The 19,306-nt window shown below is 39.8% G+C and carries 13 protein-coding genes; 5 read left to right on the forward strand and 8 right to left on the reverse strand.

Going from position 1 to position 19,306, the window contains the following annotated elements; translation table 11 throughout:
- The first annotated feature begins 110 nt into the window (after nucleotides 1-110).
- Together AL038_RS03255 and AL038_RS03260 are read left to right on the forward strand one after the other, a co-directional pair.
- On the forward strand, nucleotides 111-308 hold the full coding sequence (locus AL038_RS03255) for a hypothetical protein (protein ID WP_062148970.1): 198 nt from the start codon (nucleotides 111-113) through the stop codon (nucleotides 306-308).
- Nucleotides 301-3,300, forward strand: coding sequence for an adenylate/guanylate cyclase domain-containing protein (locus tag AL038_RS03260; RefSeq protein WP_062148974.1), 3,000 nt, complete (start codon nucleotides 301-303; stop codon nucleotides 3,298-3,300). Before AL038_RS03255 ends, AL038_RS03260 begins: the two co-directional genes overlap by 8 nt.
- Nucleotides 3,301-3,463: 163 nt before the next feature.
- On the opposite strand, the gene speA is transcribed toward AL038_RS03260, so the two are convergent.
- Nucleotides 3,464-5,356, reverse strand: a complete 1,893-nt coding sequence (gene speA / locus AL038_RS03265; RefSeq protein WP_062155312.1) for a biosynthetic arginine decarboxylase — start codon at nucleotides 5,354-5,356, stop codon at nucleotides 3,464-3,466.
- Between the two features lie 192 nt (nucleotides 5,357-5,548).
- Nucleotides 5,549-6,007 carry an RT0821/Lpp0805 family surface protein gene (locus AL038_RS03270; RefSeq protein ID WP_062148977.1) on the reverse strand — a complete coding sequence of 153 codons (459 nt, stop codon included), beginning with the start codon at nucleotides 6,005-6,007 and terminating at the stop codon, nucleotides 5,549-5,551.
- Nucleotides 6,008-6,172: 165 nt separating this feature from the next.
- Here AL038_RS03270 and AL038_RS03275 point away from each other — a divergent pair, with 165 nt between their 5' ends.
- Both AL038_RS03275 and AL038_RS03280 read left to right on the forward strand, forming a co-directional pair.
- Nucleotides 6,173-6,682 (forward strand): cupin domain-containing protein, encoded by a 510-nt coding sequence (locus tag AL038_RS03275; RefSeq protein ID WP_062148980.1) that lies wholly within the window; start codon nucleotides 6,173-6,175, stop codon nucleotides 6,680-6,682.
- 19 nt (nucleotides 6,683-6,701) lie between these two features.
- Nucleotides 6,702-7,151 carry an OsmC family protein gene (locus AL038_RS03280; RefSeq protein ID WP_062148983.1) on the forward strand — a complete coding sequence of 150 codons (450 nt, stop codon included), beginning with the start codon at nucleotides 6,702-6,704 and terminating at the stop codon, nucleotides 7,149-7,151.
- 98 nt (nucleotides 7,152-7,249) lie between these two features.
- Here the strand turns inward: AL038_RS03280 and pgsA are convergent, their stop codons facing one another.
- From pgsA to AL038_RS03310, 6 genes are all read right to left on the reverse strand, one after another.
- Nucleotides 7,250-7,807 (reverse strand): CDP-diacylglycerol--glycerol-3-phosphate 3-phosphatidyltransferase, encoded by a 558-nt coding sequence (gene pgsA, locus AL038_RS03285; protein WP_062148985.1) that lies wholly within the window; start codon nucleotides 7,805-7,807, stop codon nucleotides 7,250-7,252.
- Complete coding sequence (gene uvrC / locus AL038_RS03290; RefSeq protein WP_062148988.1) at nucleotides 7,804-9,624, reverse strand: excinuclease ABC subunit UvrC; 1,821 nt, start codon at nucleotides 9,622-9,624, stop codon at nucleotides 7,804-7,806. Before uvrC ends, pgsA begins: the two co-directional genes overlap by 4 nt.
- Before the next feature lie 263 nt (nucleotides 9,625-9,887).
- Entirely contained in the window at nucleotides 9,888-11,906 is a 2,019-nt protein-coding gene (locus AL038_RS03295) for a hypothetical protein (protein WP_062148991.1), read from the reverse strand.
- A gap of 181 nt (nucleotides 11,907-12,087) precedes the next feature.
- Entirely contained in the window at nucleotides 12,088-13,506 is a 1,419-nt protein-coding gene (gene lpdA / locus AL038_RS03300) for a dihydrolipoyl dehydrogenase (RefSeq protein WP_062148994.1), read from the reverse strand.
- A gap of 71 nt (nucleotides 13,507-13,577) precedes the next feature.
- On the reverse strand, nucleotides 13,578-14,753 hold the full coding sequence (gene odhB / locus AL038_RS03305) for a 2-oxoglutarate dehydrogenase complex dihydrolipoyllysine-residue succinyltransferase (protein WP_062148998.1): 1,176 nt from the start codon (nucleotides 14,751-14,753) through the stop codon (nucleotides 13,578-13,580).
- A 107-nt stretch (nucleotides 14,754-14,860) separates the two neighbouring features.
- On the reverse strand, nucleotides 14,861-17,698 hold the full coding sequence (locus AL038_RS03310) for a 2-oxoglutarate dehydrogenase E1 component (RefSeq protein WP_062155314.1): 2,838 nt from the start codon (nucleotides 17,696-17,698) through the stop codon (nucleotides 14,861-14,863).
- Between the two features lie 289 nt (nucleotides 17,699-17,987).
- Between AL038_RS03310 and AL038_RS03315 the strand changes: the two genes are divergently transcribed.
- Complete coding sequence (locus AL038_RS03315; protein WP_062149001.1) at nucleotides 17,988-18,965, forward strand: malate dehydrogenase; 978 nt, start codon at nucleotides 17,988-17,990, stop codon at nucleotides 18,963-18,965.
- Nucleotides 18,966-19,306: the final 341 nt, after the last annotated feature.

Consider the following 19,306-nt stretch of genomic DNA (forward strand, 5'->3'; position numbering starts at 1 on the left):
CAGAAAAGGAGTGATGGATTGACGCACATTTTTACAGTTCAAGTGCATCAAATTGTATATCAATCGGATAATATTAACTCATAGTCTATAACAAGGGTGAATTTATTTGTATGATTTATAAGTATTATAATCCAAGTGAGTGTGAGTTAATTGGTGATGGTATTATCGTTGGCGTAATTAAACAGCGCATGTATCTTGCATATTTACTAGATGCTTTTAATTTAATAATTTTTCCAGAAAAATTAACAATGATAACAACGTGCGATGGTATTCAATATGGTGGCGGTGGGAGAACCTTTTGTGTTTAAAAATCTCAAATTAAAAAGTAAGTTACTACTTTCTTTTTTTATTGTGACGTGTATTTCCACTATCTCTACAACTATTTTTTCAATTTATTACTTCTCCGACAAAATTGAGGTAGAAGCCGTTGAAAATATGAAAAAAAATATGCGGGTTGCACAGTTAATTTATCAGAATAAGGTTAAAGAAATTGAAAGTACAACGCATACATTGGCAACCGATAGAAGTTTACAAGTGTTAGTTAATTTTTTGATTAAAAATAAGATTAATCAATATTTAACTGATGCATTAGACAGTAAAAAATTATCGCAGCTTATTATTGTTGACCCGCAAAAAAACCTATTAGCGCAAACAATACGGAAAGATTATGCCCGTTTGGAAAAAGAAACGGCTTTACACAATAATATTTTAATAAAAAAAGCCTTAGAACAACGGGAAACCATTACTGCAACGGAATTAATTGAAATTGATAATTTACAAAAATTATTAGCGATTTCAGTAGCAAGCCCTATTTTTAAAAGTGAGGCGGTTCGCAGTGCAAATAATAACTCGCCAATAGCAACACAACCCGAAGTGATAGGCGTACTTTTAGCCCGTTATGTGTTAAATCAAGATCGTATTTTAGTCGCTGATATTGAAAATCTGTTAGAGGTAACAGCGGCAATTTATGCTGATGCAGAATCTATCAGTTTTACAACAGAACATTTAGAAAATAAGCCACAAATCAGGGCAGAAAATTATCTTAGAACTATTCGTGCGCAGCAAGAAATACATGACATTGATATTCGCTATGGTGGACAATTAGCTGAATATGCAACGATTAATGATATTAATAAAATGCCAATTGCTGTTTTAGGCGTTAGTATTCCTGCTGATAGGTATGTAGAAACCACAAAGCAAGCGGTGATTAATCTACTTGGATTAATGTTGTTGTGTATTGTTGTCGCTTCTATTTTTGGTTATTTGCTGGCGCGTAGTATATTGATTCCTATTTATAAATTACTTAATGGGGTTCGACGGGTTACTTCTGGCGATTTGTCGTATGAAATTATTATGGATTTAAAAGATGAATTTGGGACATTAGCCAGTTCATTTAATAGTATGTCACGACAATTACAGGAGTTGTTTAATACACTAGAGCAACGGGTACAAGATGCTACACGTAAATTACAAAATACCCTCGCGCACATGACAGCCATTATTGATAATATGGCGGATGGTTTATTAGTAACTGATAAACAAGGTAAAATTATTCGTTATAATCCTGCATTATTGGCGATGTTTCCTAAGCGGCGCGATATGTTGGGGAAAGATTGCCAAGATATTTTTAATGATGCGGAAGCCGCCGAATTAGCCCGCAAAGTCATGAATAGTATTGGTGAGGTTTATGGCGCGGAAATTAGCCTTGTAGATAATCGAGTGGGACAAGCCGTTGCAACCGCGATTATTCAAAAAGACACCCTTTCAGAAACCAGTGAATATGTTGGTTCTAAATATATCGGTTCGGTCATTTTAGTTCGGGATATTACGAAAGAAAAAGAGGCTGACCGCATTCTTAAGAATACAGTTGAAACGCTAACACGTGTTGGAACCGCCTTATCTGCTGAAAATAGTCTGCTGAAATTATTAGAGTTATTTGTGTCTGAGGCGCGTAATGTAACAAATGCGGATGGGGGAACATTGTATATTTTGGAGGATGAGCAATTGGGCTTTGAAATTATCCAAAATAAATCCCTTAATTTGTTTTTAGGCGGTGCTTATACGCAGTCAATTGATTTACCCGCTATTAATATTCATGAGCAGAAATATGTTGCTTATAGTGCGCGGACTAAACAAATTTTAACCAGTAAAGCCGATTTTAAAGAAGTATTTGACCCCGAGAGGGATAAGGCTATTTATACGCTGTTTAAAGGCTATCGTATTCAAGAAATTTTAGTTGTACCACTCTTAGACCGTACACAAAATGCAGTTGGGGTATTGCAACTGATTAATCCGCTAGACCCGAAAACGGGTGATTGTGTGCCATTTGCGAATAACCATATTGAAATCGTGTTTTCCTTAGCCTCACAAGCAGCCGTCGCTATTGAAAATGTGCGTAATTATGAAAAAATTGAACGCAAAAATATTGCCTTTAAACGTTTTGTTCCAACCGAGTTTTTATTACGTTTGGGAAGGGAGGAAATCGAAGATGTTGTTTTAGGGGATGCGTCTCAGGAAACAATGTCGGTTTTGTTTTCGGATATTCGTTCATTTACGACTTTATCGGAAACCATGACTCCCGAAGATAACTTTCACTTTTTAAATGATTATTTGGATTTTATTGGTCCTAATATCACAGAAAATGGTGGTTTTATCGATAAATATATTGGCGATGCCATCATGGCGTTATTTCCCGGTACGCATGTTGGGGTTGCGGATGATGCCGTATTGGCGGCTGTTGGGATGTTAATGCGTTTACATGAGTACAATGCTTATCGACAAAATAATGGGGAAAAACCATTGTCAATTGGAGTGGGTATTCACACGGGCGCATTGATTTTAGGCACAATTGGTTTTGAAAGTCGGATGGAAAGTACCGTTATTGGTGATACGGTTAATTTAGCATCACGTATGGAAGGCTTGACTAAACAGTATGGGATTATAATCGGCATTACTTCTTCTACTTATCAGCAATTGCAACATCCTGAACGCTTTTTAATCCGTGAGATAGACACCGTACAAGTTAAGGGAAAAGAAGAAGCTATTACGGTTTATGAAGTGTTTGACGTTGACCCGCTGGCGTTGCGCGAGGTGAAATTAGCCCATTTAACCCGTTATGAAATCGCAATGCAGTTGTATAAATCTCGTCAATGGGAAGAGGCATTAGAACACTTTTTAGCATTGAAAGTTTTTTTACAAGACGATAAGGTCATTAATATTTATATTCAGCGTTGCCAATACTTTATTACTAATCCACCCAATGAGTTATGGCGAGGCGTAACACGGTTGGATGAAAAGTAGGGAATATTAATGGGGTTATTCTGAAAACTAGGTAAGAATACGGATAGCACCGTTTGAGGCGGTGGTATCCGTGCTACTTTTACAAGCAGTCTGTTGATGCGACGTAAAAAGTAATTAATCCGTCGGTAATATTTTACAAATCAATGTTTAACAAAGTGAATATTTAGGTTTCTAGGTAAGTATAACCGACTAGTCCTGAGTCAATTTCGCGTTGATAAGCGGCGCGTTGTTCAGGGGTGATGGCAGCGGCTTGTAAGCGTTTACGATAGGTATTGCGTAAAAAGTCGGTATCAAAATTAACATAACGCAACATCTCTTGCACTGTGTCACCTTCCATTGGGTTTACCAATTCATAGCCACCATCTTCTGTAACATACACGTTAACCGAGAAGGTATCGCCAAATAAGTTGTGCATATCGCCCAAAATTTCTTGATATGCACCAACCAAAAACACGCCTAATAAATAGGGTTCATCTTCTCTAGGAATATGTACAGGCATACTGGTTTCTACACCCGCGCCATCAACATAACGGTCAAATTGTCCATCTGAATCGCAAGTTAAATCTTGTAGCGTCGCGCGACGGTCTGGACATTCATCTAGGCGATGCAGGGGAACAATCGGAAATAATTGGTCAATTGCCCACGCATCTGGTACTGATTGGAATAATGAAAAGTTACAAAAATATTTATCCGCTAGCTTATCATTTAGTTCGTCCAAAATTTCGCGGTGAGTGCGTGAGCCTGCTTGTAACATTTCGCGCACTTGACGGCAAATAGCATAATACAATTGTTCTGCATGGGCGCGTTGTGCTAGATTAATAATCCCATGAGTAAATAATGTATGTGCTTCATTTAACCAGTAAATTGCGTCGTGATAGACTTCAATCGCTGAACGTTGATTGATGGTTTTCAGATTTTCCGCCATGTCTTTTAAAATCGTTGGTGCATCATCCGCGACGGGGGGCGGGGCGGTTAAACCCGGTGCGGGTTCTATATCGTTGACATTAACTATTAATACGGCATGATGCGCCGTCATCGCACGTCCCGATTCACTGATAATATTGGGATGTGGTAAGTTGTGTAATTCACTGATTTTTTTCAGTTCATAAACGACGTTATTTGCATATTCTTGCACAGAATAGTTAATCGAGCAGGAATGTCGTGAGCGTGTGCCGTCATAATCCACCCCTAAACCACCGCCAACATCAACCACTTGGATAGGCACACCAATGGCTAATAGTTCCGCATAACAACGTGCTGCTTCTTGTAAGGCTTTTTGTAACTCACGAATGTTGCCAACTTGTGAACCCAGATGAAAGTGCATAAGTTGTAAAGATTCAATTAAGCCTTCATCTTTTATCGCTTGTATAACGTCTAGTAGTTTTGCCGCAGAAAGTCCAAATTTAGATTTTTCACCACCACTATTTTGCCATTTACCCGTTCCGACAGAGGCAAGGCGAATCCGCACACCAATACGAGGCACTATGCCCATACTGCGAGATTCCTCAATAATCATCTGTAATTCTGAAGCTTTTTCAATGACTAAGTAGGGATGTAATCCGATTTGTTGCCCAATTAATGCTAAACGGATGTATTCACGGTCTTTATAACCGTTACAAATAACCGTTCCACCTTGCAAGGGGGCAAGCGCAAGCACTGCCATCAACTCTGATTTACTACCCGCTTCCAATCCGACACCACCATTCACGCCAGCATTCATAATTTCTTTTACAACATGGTGTTGTTGATTTACCTTGATAGGGTAAACAGCGGTATATTCTCCCTGATACTTATTTTCAGCAATTGCCCGTGCAAAAGCTTCACGGATGGTATAGACACGGTGATGTAAAATATTGGGAAAACGGACTAAAACAGGCAATGACAAGCCATGTGCCGTAAAGTTTTGTGCCAATTCATACAAGCTAATAGCAGGTCTAGACGGGATAGGGGTGACTTGTATCTCGCCCTTATTATTCACATCAAAGTAGCCACCGCTCCAATGTTCGATACTATAGAGTGCTTTAGATTGATTAATATCCCATTCTGGTGTTGACATTGTTTTGCCTGTGTTAAAAGAGAAAGAAGCCATGTGTGTTTATGCTAAGAAGTGTTTATGACAATTATGTGAAAAAAAGGGCGCGTATATCATTTACAAATAATTATCATAAGGCGGTTAAAGAGAAAAGCGACTTGCGTATTGATAACACAAGTCGCTTTGAGAAGTAAGCTCCCTAGAAACAAGGGTAAATTAAGAAGAGGATTTCCAAGAACCATCTGGTTGACGGCAGGCGGTTCCATAAATTGTCTCGCGTTGACCATTAATAACGGCGACGGTGGAATAATCGCGACAAGGATTGCCACTACTGCCCGTATAAGTGCTAGTTGGCGTAACGGTATATTGAGAGGTAGTATTTGGGTTTTTCCATGCGACAGCTTGGTTATCAGGCACATTTTCTAATGTGTTATAGGCTTGTTGACGGTCTGTAGTATCCATCGATTGTCCAATAGAACCCCCAATAATTGCGCCCAATAATGTACCCGCAATAATGGCTGTTGTTTTACCTTTACCGCCCCCAATTTGAGAACCACCAATACCGCCCAAAACCCCCCCCACTGCAGCACCCATCGTTTGTTTAGAAGGGCCTTCAGCACATCCTATCGTAAAAATGGATATAACAACAAACAAACTAATGACATTCAACTTCATGATAAACACCTCGAAAAAGTAACAATTGGATAATTGAATAATGTTCAATTATGCCAACTCTATGCCAGTTTATAAAAATCAGCAACCATACGCATTTTATCAAAAAACCACTGCTATGCAGTATAAATCCTTATTATTTACATTCATTATAAGGCATTAAATCTTATGCAAGATGCTCACTATTGGATTCGTACTCTGAATTTACAAGCTCATCCAGAAGGCGGATATTATCGCCGTACTTATTGCGCGACAGAATCTTTAGCCGCACAAGCATTGCCATCACGTTTCGGAGCAAATCGTTTTATCAGCAGTGCGATTTATTATCTACTCTGCGGTGAACAATTTTCTGCATTACACCAGATTAAGTCTGATGAATTGTGGCATTTTTATGCAGGTTCAAGCATTAATCTGTATATTATTGATATACAAGGCATATTACAAACAATTATTTTAGGGTCAAATCCAACGGTTGGAGAAGTTTTTCAAGCGGTTGTTCCTGCAGGTTGTTGGTTTGGTGCGCGACTTGTTCAGACAAATAGTTATGCCTTATTAGGGTGTACTGTTGCACCAGCATTTGATTTTAGCGACTTTACATTAGCGCGTCGTGATGATTTATTGACACAATATCCCCAATATACAAACATTATTCAGGCATTGACTTATCCATCATCTTGACAAAAAAGGAGTGTTTCTCATGTCAGAACATAAAGCAACCATTGAATGGAAAAATCCAACAACAGCGTTTAATGCGGATTCTTTCAGCCGTGACCACACAGTTACATTTCCCAGTGGTATTCAAATCAACGCCTCTTCCGCCCCTGAATTTAATGGTAACACCGCTTGTACCAATCCTGAAGAATTGTTAGTCGCTGCCTTATCTAACTGTCACATGCTAACCTTTCTCGCCGTTGCGGCAAAACGTGGTTATCAGCTTGCGCATTATCTTGACCAAGCCATTGGTATTTTAGAAAAAAATGCAGAAGGAAAAATGGCAGTTACACGGGTTACATTACACCCTAGCGTTACCTTTATGGGGGATAATCAACCAACACATGAACAATTAGAAAAATTGCATGAAAGTGCGCATCGTAATTGTTTTATTGGACAATCCGTTAAAACCGAAGTAACGATTGAAATCGCTTAACCTCATGATGCCAGATTGAGGACGTGTGGAAGAAATATTCCCCTCCCTACCCCATGAGTGAGGGAGGGTCTGAAAATCCTGATACAAATAACACCCAACTACAAACCATCTTTTAACAACAACGGCAATGCTGCCCGTAGGTAAACCAGCATAGACCAAATCGTCAACACCGCCGCGATATACAACAAGACAAATCCCGCATAATAAATGGGAAAATCCCATAACGGTTCACGATAAAGTAACAAGGTAATCGACAACATTTGTGCAGTCGTTTTAACTTTACCAATATAAGACACTGCAACGGTCGCACGCTGACCTAATTCAGCCATCCATTCACGCAGTGCGGAAATGGTTATTTCGCGCCCGATAATAATTGCGGAAGGAATTGACATCCAAGGACTAGGATTCGCTTCAACCAGAAAAACCAAGGCAACAGCCACCATCAATTTATCCGCAACAGGGTCAAGAAAAGCCCCAAAAGCAGACAGTTGATTCCAGCGTCGCGCTAAATAACCATCGAACCAATCAGTAATCGCAGCCAAGGCGAAAATAAAAGTAGTTAATTCATTAGCCCATGTACCGGGTAAATAACAAGCACCAATAAACAAGGGAATTAAAACGATACGTAAAAGAGTAAGGGCGTTAGGAGTTGTCACGTCGTTAAAAAGAAATCGTAAATTTTTTGCGCTAATTGTCGACTAATGCCGGGTATTCGGACAAGCTCTTCTACGCCTGCCCGCGATACCCCTTGTAAGCCACCAAAATGATTGAGTAACAGTTTACGACGTTTCGCACCAATGCCCGCAATCTGTTCTAACACGGATTTCTGACGGACTTTATTGCGCTGTTGTCGATGTCCCGCAATAGCAAAGCGATGGGCTTCATCACGGATTTGTTGAATAAGATGTAGGGCTTGAGAATCTTTCGGTAAAAAAAGCGGGTGTTCTTCATTAGGAAATATTAAACTTTCTAACCCTGCTTTCCGTCCCGTTCCTTTAGCAACACCGATAATCTGAACGTTAAAAACACTTAACTTTATAAGTGTATCATGCGCTACTTTCACCTGACCAGCACCACCATCAATAAAGAGTATATCAGGTAATGCTCCTTCCCCCTGCACTACTTTGCTAAAACGCCGACTTAATGCCTGTTGCATTGCCGCGTAATCATCTCCGCCCGTAATACCTGTAATATTATAACGACGATAAGCACCAGAACACGCCCCATCCGCATCAAATACCACACAAGAAGCCACCGTTGCTTCCCCTTGCGTATGGCTAATATCAAAACATTCTAAACGTTGTGGTAGCGTTTCTAAATGTAGAGCGATACTTAATGCAGCAAGTCGCTCCCGATGATGACTGGGTTTACGTTGTTGCAAACTCTGTTTCGCATTTTCCACAGCCATTTCAACCCAACGAGCGCGCGTCGTGCGTACATGAATGCTAAAGCGCGGTTGACGTTTGCGCTGTTGCTGGATAGCTTCCGCTAAGGCTTTTGTATCCGCTATTGCGGGAAATAAAATAATTTCATCAGGAATATCATGCGCATTACCCAAATAAAACTGCGGCAGAAATGCGTCTAACACGACTTGTGCGTCTTCGTCACCTTCTTGTTTCGGAAAATAAGCACGACTGCCCAATTGTCGCCCATCACGTACTGTAAGAACCTGCACACAACTAATACCATTCTCGACTAAACACGCAATGATATCCACATTACCCGCATCCGTACTAACATATTGTTGAGCCTGAATAACACGTAAACTATTAATTTGGTCACGATAACGCGCGGCTTTTTCATAATCTAAAATATCAGCCGCTGTTTTCATTTTCTCCACTAATTCGCTGATAACCGCATGACTTTTACCTTCTAAAAATAAAGTCGCGTGTTTTACCTCCTCCGCATAGCTCGCTTCGTCAATAAAACCCACACAGGGCGCGGTACAACGCTTGATTTGATACTGCAAACAAGGACGCGAACGGTTACGAAAGAAACTATCATCACACTGACGAATGGGGAAAATTTTCTGCATCAAATTCAAACTGTCATACACCGCCTTTGCATGTGGATAAGGACCAAAATATTTTCCCTTACCGCGTTTTGTACCGCGATGTAATCCTAATTGTGGAAAGGTATGTGCAGAAAGATAAATAAACGGATAACTTTTATCATCTCGTAACAAGATGTTATAACGTGGTTGATGGGCTTTAATTAAGGTATTTTCTAAAATTAAGGCTTCACTTTCCGTGTGAGTCACAGTAATTTCAATGGCGGCAATCTGGGCAACAAGGGCGCGGGTTTTTGGCGATTGGTCGGACTGGGTAAAATAACTACCCACACGTTTTTTTAAATTACGCGCTTTCCCAACATAAAGAATGCCACCCGTTTGGTCTAACATCCGATAGACCCCTGATTTTGTGGTAAGCGTCGCTAAAAAACGTTTAGGGTTAAACGTAGCATTTTCCATCATGGTTATAGTAAACCCCAAAGAAGTCAGTGATGATAAGCAATTCTAAACGGTATGGGAAAGAATGCCATGACTTACGCTATAAACTTTTGCAATCAAAGAATAAAGAAACGCTAACCCATAAAAACACAGAACGCTTTGGTATAGGAATAGGTTGTATTGGAGATAATCGTGACAGTTTTTTATTTAATGACAAAATTTAAATGTAAACAAAAAACAGGGATGAACAAAACATTACCCTTATCTTTATTTAATACGTGGAAAAATCAATGCCTTCTGCGCCAAACAATCCATCCATCTTTTTGTTTATCTAAGTAATAGGTATGACTCATTCGCTTAGTAACTTGATCATAAAAAATACCATACCCTTCCATTAAATTGGCATAATGGAACTTACTTAAACTTTGTTTTTCATCACTAGAAAAATCATCAAAAAGTAATAACTCTGGCTTTTTAAGTTCAATCTGTTGTGCGAGTTTGTCATATTTTAATTCATTCATTACTTCTGCATATACATTATAGTATGGTAATAGCTGATAATTTTTTGATAAATAAGAAATAAAATCCCCGTATAGAGAAAAATGAAATGCCGTTTCTGACTCAACACTATTTTTTATAAAGACTATTTTTTTATTCAAAATAGTCACTAATTCACTTGGCAGATAAAATCGAGAAGTAAAACCATCAATAGGGTTATATTGCAGAGGAGAATTCATAATAAGCTTTTTTATATTATTTTCTTGTATAAAAGAAGACAGTTCTCGTGTTTGTAAATATGTTAGATATGTCATTAGTATACAAACAATGGCAATACTAACGTGGATTAACTTGAAAGAAATTTTTTCTTTTTGTAAAACATAGAGATAACGTGTATTAAATATATCAGCTATTAAAAATATATATAAGAAACAATATATACTCAATTTGAGTGCTGTTATTTCTGGACGGTTTACATAATATGCAAACCAAATAAGCAACATAGTTGCAACTGCTGATTTGAAACTACGTTTGATATTTAAGGGGGTCTCTGATGATAACCATAACAATGTATTATTCGTAACTGTATAGAGGCTATGTATAAAAATAACTAACATCAAAGTGTTAAATGGAAGAGGAATGCCGCCATATCCTGATGAGCGTTCTATCAAATACGTTAGAAATCCCATTGGTGGATTTGGTAAGTATCCAAGTATTATGTAAAAGATAGAATAGAATATTAAGAATGTGGTAGTAAGACCTGTTACGAACTTGATAAATAATAATATTAATGTATATACTTTTTTATTTTCTCGTAGTATTAGAAATACTAGACAGCCAAAAGCAATTGATACACCCGTTTCAGGATTCCATAAAACGGAAAAAGCGGATACGCTACCTAAAACAAAACCAGATATATTTCCCCTTACAAGAAAAATCATGATTAAGCTAATCGGAAAGCACAAATATCTAATGCTAAAGCCAGTATAAATAAGGATAGACGCACAGAAAATGACAAATAAAATAAATAATGTGTTTTTTGAGTTATATAAATAGAGGATAGTTAACGCACTAGTGAAATAAAAAAGACATGCTAAATTAATTAGAAAATCTATGGAAAGCCCAAGTCTTATAAAAAATGAAAATAAAATAGGCACTATGATACCAAAACCGCTAGTAGTAATTTCCTCGTATAAATTAAGTCCATGTACAAGACGTGCTGTTGATGAGTAAGCTAAATCGTAATGGGCATTTAAGAAAATAAATCCAGCAATATCATTAAAATAAAGAATATTATTTGAGAGAGCTAGTGTGATAATACAAACAGCTATAGCCAGTAAAATTAAAAAAAAATTATTTTTCTTCGTCAAATTATTTAAATTTTTTATTCCTAGTAAAAAGAACAAATAAGAAGCTACATAAACTAGCATATATAGCAGTTGAGTTTTAGCTGCTCCTCCTAAGAGAAATAAATTATAAATTCCCCCTACTATTATTGCTCCTCCTACGAAGTATCCCCAAATATTCCTTTGATAACTAGATAAAGTTAAGTCTTTAATATATTTTATTTTTAATAAAAACCCCGCAAGGCATATAGCAAGAAATAATGTTATTAATACAACACGATGCGCTTTTACTTGAGGGGTACTATCAAAAGTATGTAATTGAGATTGAGATGGTTGTGTAAAATAAACGTTCTCTACTGTTAGATCATGAAAAGAACTAATGGGTAGATAAACAGTAATAACTCCCGCAATAAATACAGCAACAACAATTATTATGGATAATACATTGATATTTTTCTTCATTTAAAAATCCTATGTCTTACAGTACCACTAAGCCTGTTTTAATTTTATCTAATTAGTTGGTTATACTTTTTTTAAAAAAAATAGAGTAGTGCTAAAGTTATTAAAACAGTTTAACAATATAAATGTTGAAATGTTCTTTTAGCACTACTCTTATTTCTGCTCAAAAATAGTTAGTTAATAACTAAGCATGAATCATTCGTCCATCAACCGCCAACGCCGCTTCATGCATTCCCTCTGCTAAGGTTGGATGTGCATGAATAGTACGGGCTAAGTCTTCACTGCTAGCTTGACATTCCATCGCTAATACCGCTTCTGATAACAATTCGGAAGCAGAAATACCAAATAAATGCACGCCTAAAATACGGTCAGTTTTTGCATCCGCAATCATGCGTATCATCCCTGCCGTTTCGCCATGCGCACGTGCGCGTCCGCTAGCTAACATGGGGAATTGTCCAACACGGTATTCAATGCCTGCTGCTTTTAATTCTTCTTCCGTACGACCTACCCATGCAATTTCTGGCCATGTGTAAATCACCCACGGCATAATATCGTAGTGCATTTCAGTTTTTTGACCCGCTAAACGTTCAGCCAACATAATGCCTTCTTCTGAGGCTTTATGTGCGAGCATAGGGCCACCAATCACATCACCAATCGCATAAACATTCGGGACATTGGTTTGACGATGTTCATCAACCACCACAAAACCCCGTTCAGAAATTTTTACACCGATGGCTTCGGCGTTTAAACCCGCTGTGTTAGGTTTGCGTCCGACGGAAACAATTAGTTTATCAACAATAGTTTGTTGTTCTGCACCGTTTACATCTTTATAGCTGACATGGACTTCATTACCAACCACTTTAGCATTGGTAACACTCGCACTAAGTTGGATGTTTAAACCTTGTTTTTGCAGTTCTTTAAATGCAGCCGTTGCAATCTTGCGGTCAGCAACAGACAAAAATTCGGGTAAGGCCTCTAAAATCGTCACTTGACTACCCAAACGATTCCAAACGCTGCCTAATTCTAAACCGATAGCACCCGCACCAATCACACCTAAACGCGCAGGAATACTGTCAAAGGAGAGAGCGCCTGTGGAATCAACTATGTATTGGTTATCAATGGGAGCAACAGGAATATTGGTTGGCACAGAACCTGTGGCAATGATGATTTTATCAGCGGTATATTCTTGTTCACCACCCTCTTTAGTGGTTACTTTGATTTTATCAGCCGTTACAAAGCTGGCAGAACCTTCTAAACGGGTGACTTTATTTTTTTTAAAAAGCCCAGCAATACCTTGTGTTAAGTTTTTTACCACGTCATTTTTGCGCGCTAACATGGTAGCAACGTCAATACTAACGTTGTCGACTTTAATCCCATGTTCACCCGCATGTTTTTTAATGTGGTAGTAATGGTGAGAAGAGTCTAATAAGGCTTTGGAGGGGATACATCCAATATTTAAGCATGTGCCACCTAAAGAGTTTTGTCCTTCAGGGTTGAGATATTTCTCTACGCAAGCGACCTTCATGCCGAGTTGCGCACAACGGATAGCCGCGACATAACCACCAGGACCTGCACCGATTACGATGACGTTAAAATCTGCCATTGTTTTACTCCTTGATATTTTTTAGTTTTCTGTTGTTATAAACCCCTCATGAAGAGGGGTTTAGGATTTTCTTAGACTTCTAATAATAAACGAGCAGGGTCTTCAATGGCGTTTTTAATCGCAACTAAGAATTGTACTGCGTCACGTCCGTCAATAATGCGGTGGTCGTAAGTTAAAGCAACATACATGACAGGGCGGACAACGACTTGTCCGTTTTCAACATAGGGACGGTCAACAATGTTGTGCATCCCTAAAATCGCGCTTTGTGGCGGATTTAAAATGGGGGTGGACATCATTGAGCCGAAAATTCCACCATTCGTAATGCTGAATGTGCCACCTGTTAATTCTTCAATGGTTAATTTGGCATCACGGGCGCGTTTGCCAAAATCAGCAATACCCTTTTCAATGTCGGCAAAAGAAAGTGCATCCGCATCGCGCAGAATAGGCACAACTAAACCACGTTGGGAACTAACAGCAATGCCGATGTCGTAGTAACCATGATAAATAATGTCATCGCCTTCAGTGGAGGCATTAACAATCGGGAATTTTTGTAATGCTGCAACGGTGGCTTTGGTGAAGAAGGACATAAAGCCTAATTTTGCACCATGTTTCTTTTCGAACTCGTCTTTGTATTTTGTCCGCAAGTCCATCATGGGTTTCATGTTGATTTCATTAAATGTTGTCAACAAGGCATGTTGGTGCTGAGCTTCTAATAAACGTTCGGCTGTCCGTTTACGCATCCGTGTCATTGCAACCCGTTCTTCTGGGCGTGAACCAACAAGCGGTGGGGCTTTTGGAGCGACAGTTGCGGGTTTTTGTCCTGCGGCTAACATGTCTGATTTAGTAACACGGTCACCAGAATGGGGTACATCGGCAGGATTGATGCCTTGCTCAGTTGCCATTTTACGCACAGCAGGGCTGGTTTTAGGGTCGGCACTGCTAGCAACAGCGGCGGGTGCTGTTGCAACGGGTGCAGCGGCGACAGGACTGGTTGTTGTTGCGGTGGCGGTGGTGTCGATGGAACCTAAGAGTTCTTCACTGAGGACGCTTGCGCCTTTGTCTTTAACAATGCTGGTCAATACACCAGCTTTGGGGGCAACCACTTCAAGGACAACTTTATCAGTTTCAATATCAACTAATTTGTCGCCTTCTTGTAAAGCATCGCCAGCTTTTTTATACCATTCTAGTACCGTTGCATCGGCAACGGATTCTGATAGCACAGGGACTTTTACATCTACGATAGACACTGTTTATTTTCCTTTTGGCGGTAATAGTTTAGGATAAATGGACAATTATTTATACCATCTTCTTTCAACAGATTTTTGCTGTTGAAAGAAGCAGTGAATTGACAAACTTATACGGCAACGCGCTTGGCTTCGGTGTTGAGTTCTAAAGCCTCTGCCAAGAATTCTTGCAGTTGTTGACGGTGTAAATATAAATAACCAACAGCAGGAGAAGCAGAAGAGGGGCGACCTGCGTATTCAATACGTCCGCCTTCAAACTCTTGCAGGTTGACATCCATGTGCGCACGCATAAACCACCATGCACCTTGGTTTCTGGGTTCTTCTTGTACCCAAACTCGACTTTTTGCGTTGGGATAACGGGCAACAATTTTGGCAATTTCTTCTTTAGGATGTGGGTAAAGTTGTTCCAAACGAATGATTGCAATATCTTTAATGTTGTGTTCCGTACGGGCTTCAACCAAGTCATAATAAACTTTACCGCTACAGAAGAGTAAACGCCGCACTTTTTCTGGCACGATGCTCTTGTCGGCTTCATCCAACACTGGTTGAAAACTGGTTTCGGTAAAGTCTTCTATGCTGGAAACAGCGAGTTTATGCCGTAACAAGCTCTTAGGACTCATGATAATTAATGGCTTACGGTAAGGACGCAGGACTTGACGGCGCAGTAAGTGGAAGTTTTGCGCAGGGGTACTGGGAACGCAGACTTGCATATTGTCTTCTGCACACAGTTGTAAGTAGCGTTCTAAACGGGCGGAAGAATGTTCAGGGCCTTGTCCGTCATAACCATGTGGGAGAAGCATGACTAATCCACACATACGTTGCCATTTGGATTCGGAGGAGCTGATGAATTGGTCAATAACGACTTGCGCACCATTGGCGAAGTCACCAAATTGCGCTTCCCAAATCACAAGGGTTTCTGGGTCGGAGGAGCTGTAACCAAATTCAAAACCTAAAACAGCTTCTTCTGATAGTAATGAGTTGATAACAAGGAAGTTTGCTTGCTTTTCTGAAAGGTTACGGAGAGGTAAGTAGGATTCACCTGTATCGCGTTCATGAAGAACCACATGACGGTGAGCGAATGTACCACGTCCGCAGTCTTGTCCTGATAAACGAACAGGGTGTCCTTCTTCTACTAGGGCAGCGTAGGCTAAAACTTCCGCAGCACCCCAATCAAAAGATAATTCACCCGCCCCCATTTTATTGCGTGCTTCAATAATTTTCTCGACACTGCGGTTGAGCTTAAAGCCTTCAGGAACGGTATTTGCCCGTTGCATAAGATTTTTCACGGCATCTTTGCTAAGGCTGGTATTTGCAGGCTCGTTCCATTTTGTCCCTAAGTAGGGCTTCCAATTAACGGAAAATTGAAAATCTAGGCTCACAGGACGGGAAACGACTTCTTTGGTTTTTAAGTCAGCGCGATATTGTTGTAACAGCATTTCGCCTTCTTCTACACCGATAATGCCTTCTTTGACTAATTGTTGTGCATAGAGGCTTTGTACCTTGGTTTGTTTGGCAATCTTTTGGTACATAATAGGTTGGGTAGCGGCGGGTTCGTCAGCTTCGTTATGTCCGTGACGACGATAGCAAACCATGTCGATAACTACGTCTTTTTTGAAAACTAGGCGGTAGTCTAAGGCTAAACGGGTAATGAAAATAACAGCCTCTGGGTCATCTCCATTAACATGGAAAATAGGGGCTTGCACCATCTTAGCAACGTCGGTGCAGTACATGGTGGAACGTGCTTCAAAGGGGTCACTGGTGGTGAAACCAATTTGGTTATTAATAATGATGTGTACCGTACCACCCGTGCCATAACCTCTAGTTTCAGCAAGGTTTAAGGTTTCCATAATCACGCCTTGACCAGCAAATGCGGCATCCCCATGAATAAGAATGGGTAAAACTTGATTACGGTCTTTGTCGCCACGTCGTTCTTGACGCGCCCGCACGGAGCCTTCAACCACAGGATTAATAATTTCTAAGTGGGAGGGATTGAATGCTAGGGCAAGATGTACATAGCCACCGGGAGTCATGACTTCGGAGGAGAAGCCTTGATGATATTTAACATCGCCTGAACCTTGATGGTCTTTAATTTTACCTTCAAATTCAGAGAATAAGTCTTTAGGACGTTTCCCCATGATGTTAATCAGGACGTTTAACCGTCCTCGGTGCGCCATGCCCAGCACGATTTCTTTCATGCCGTTGCTACCAGCTTGTTGAATTAATTCATCTAACATCGGAATTAAACTTTCACCGCCTTCTAGCGAGAAGCGTTTTTGTCCGACGTATTGCGTGTGCATGTAATCTTCAATGCCTTGCGCAGCAGTGAGCTTTTCTAAAATGCGTTTTTTCTCATCGCTGACATAGGAAGGCGTTGCTAAAGTACCTTCTAAACGTTCCTGCAACCACCGTTTTTGTTTAGTATCGGTGATATGCATATATTCTGCACCGATAGAACGGCAATAGGTTTTTTGTAATAACGCGATAATTTCTTTTAAAGTTGCGCGATTTTTGCCATACAATGAACCCGTGTCAAATACGGTGTTCATATCTGCATCACTCAATCCATAGAAGGCAAGACTTAGGTCTTCTAATGGTTCAACTGCATTGAGTTTTAAGGGGTCTATATCCGCTAATTGATGCCCGCGAAAACGGTAAGCATTAATTAATCTGAGTACCGCAGCTTGTTTGTGTGCAAAACCAAATAATGATTCTTGGTCACAACCGCCCTGTCCATTTCCTGCATTACGGCTGGGTTTATAGTCGTAATAACGGGCTTGGATAGGAGCATGGGGAACGTCTGGTTTGCTTAATTTTTCTTCTTTTTGCAATTGCTCGAAATAAGCACGCCATTCTCCACTCACTTGAGTAGGATCAGCTAAATAATTTTCATATAATTCATCAACAAAAGCGGCATTAAATAAAAGAGTTTGGGGGTTGGGTGTGGACATTTCTTCAAATGCTCCCTCTAAGCAAGTGGCTGACCGAAAGGCTTGTGTGCAACTATAACGATATTTTATCATAAACTGTGAATGATCATTATACATTCTCTAGCAGAGAAACCATTTTTAAGAGTATTATATCGGTTCAGTATCAAGCCTTAACTGAAGTACCTAATGTTTATAAGTAGGTGCATAATGTAGTTGATTTTTCTTGAAATACAAACGAAAAGAATTCAAGTCTGATTTACCCTCTCGCATGATTTTTGTCTATTCAACATCAACATAAAGGAAATTCGCTATGAAAAAACCCGTCCGTGTCGCAGTGACTGGTGGAGCAGGTCAAATTTCTTATTCATTAGTGTTTGCAATTGCGTCTGGTCAATTGTTAGGACCTGATCAACCCATTATTCTGCAATTGTTAGAAATGCCCGTTGCAATGGAAGCATTGAAAGGGGTTGCAATGGAGTTAGACGATTGCGCCTTTCCCCTCTTACATGGCATCGTGACCACTGATGATGTAAAAACAGCCTTTACTGATATTGAGTATGCCCTATTAGTGGGTGCAAAACCTCGTGGTCCTGGCATGGAAAGAAACGACCTCTTGCGTGACAACGGCAAAATCTTCACCACGCAAGGCAAAGCATTAAACGATTATGCAAACCGTAACGTAAAAGTATTAGTTGTTGGTAATCCAGCAAATACAAATGCTTACATTGCAATGCGTTCTGCTCCTGATTTAAACCCCAAAAACTTCACAGCAATGACTCGTCTCGATCATAACCGTGCATTGAGCCAATTATCTGCCAAGACAGGTACAAAAGTCACTGACATTAAGAAAATGGTGATTTGGGGCAATCATTCTTCTACACAATACCCAGACATCACCAATACAACCGTTGCGGGTAAAGCGGCTAAATCACTAGTTGACCAAAACTGGATTGCCAATGATTTTATTCCAACCGTACAACAACGTGGTGCTGCAATCATTAAAGCACGGGGTAAATCCAGTGCTGCTTCTGCCGCTAACGCTGCAGTTGATCATATCCATGATTGGGCGTTAGGTAGCAATGGCGAATGGGTTAGCATGGCCGTTCCTAGTGATGGAAGCTATGGAATTCCTGAAGGATTAATTTACTCCTTCCCCATTACCACCGCAAACGGTGAATATAGCATCGTCCAAGGCTTAGAGATTGACGAGTTTAGTCGTGATCGTCTAACCAAAACGCAAAATGAGTTAGAAGAAGAGCGTTCAGCTATCGCAGATTTACTTGGTTAATGTTATACTGCCAACGGTTTTAAGGAAATATCACCTATATTTTCAACTATAGGTGGTGTTTCGTTAAGGCGATTAAGTGTTAAAATGAAGTGTTTTTGATAGTACATTAACTATCAGGCGATATTTCCCTGTAAAACAAAAACAGCATGGGAAATTTGAGTAGTCACTGATCTAAACAGTATAGGATAAGTGTTATGCTGAACCAGCACGCAGAAAGAGGCACGCTGGGTGTTTCGCCAAACCACTGATGATTGAGGAGATTCAGGGAAGACAAGGAATTAGGCTGGAAGCCTTAACTATAAAAATACAAGCTGTATATTATGTTGAGAAAACAAGTTGTA

The sequence above is a fragment of the Beggiatoa leptomitoformis genome (assembly GCF_001305575.3).
In the GTDB taxonomy this organism is placed as follows: domain Bacteria; phylum Pseudomonadota; class Gammaproteobacteria; order Beggiatoales; family Beggiatoaceae; genus Beggiatoa; species Beggiatoa leptomitoformis.

Excerpts from the sequence above, each read along its gene's own strand:
- AL038_RS03255 (WP_062148970.1), top strand. The coding sequence starts at position 111 with ATGATTTATAAGTATTATAATCCAAGTGAGTGTGAGTTAATTGGTGAT.
- speA (WP_062155312.1), bottom strand. The coding sequence starts at position 5,356 with ATGTCAACACCAGAATGGGATATTAATCAATCTAAAGCACTCTATAGT.
- AL038_RS03270 (WP_062148977.1), bottom strand. The coding sequence starts at position 6,007 with ATGAAGTTGAATGTCATTAGTTTGTTTGTTGTTATATCCATTTTTACG.
- AL038_RS03275 (WP_062148980.1), top strand. The coding sequence starts at position 6,173 with ATGCAAGATGCTCACTATTGGATTCGTACTCTGAATTTACAAGCTCAT.
- AL038_RS03280 (WP_062148983.1), top strand. The coding sequence starts at position 6,702 with ATGTCAGAACATAAAGCAACCATTGAATGGAAAAATCCAACAACAGCG.
- uvrC (WP_062148988.1), bottom strand. The coding sequence starts at position 9,624 with ATGATGGAAAATGCTACGTTTAACCCTAAACGTTTTTTAGCGACGCTT.
- AL038_RS03295 (WP_062148991.1), bottom strand. The coding sequence starts at position 11,906 with ATGAAGAAAAATATCAATGTATTATCCATAATAATTGTTGTTGCTGTA.
- lpdA (WP_062148994.1), bottom strand. The coding sequence starts at position 13,506 with ATGGCAGATTTTAACGTCATCGTAATCGGTGCAGGTCCTGGTGGTTAT.
- AL038_RS03310 (WP_062155314.1), bottom strand. The coding sequence starts at position 17,698 with ATGTCCACACCCAACCCCCAAACTCTTTTATTTAATGCCGCTTTTGTT.
- AL038_RS03315 (WP_062149001.1), top strand. The coding sequence starts at position 17,988 with ATGAAAAAACCCGTCCGTGTCGCAGTGACTGGTGGAGCAGGTCAAATT.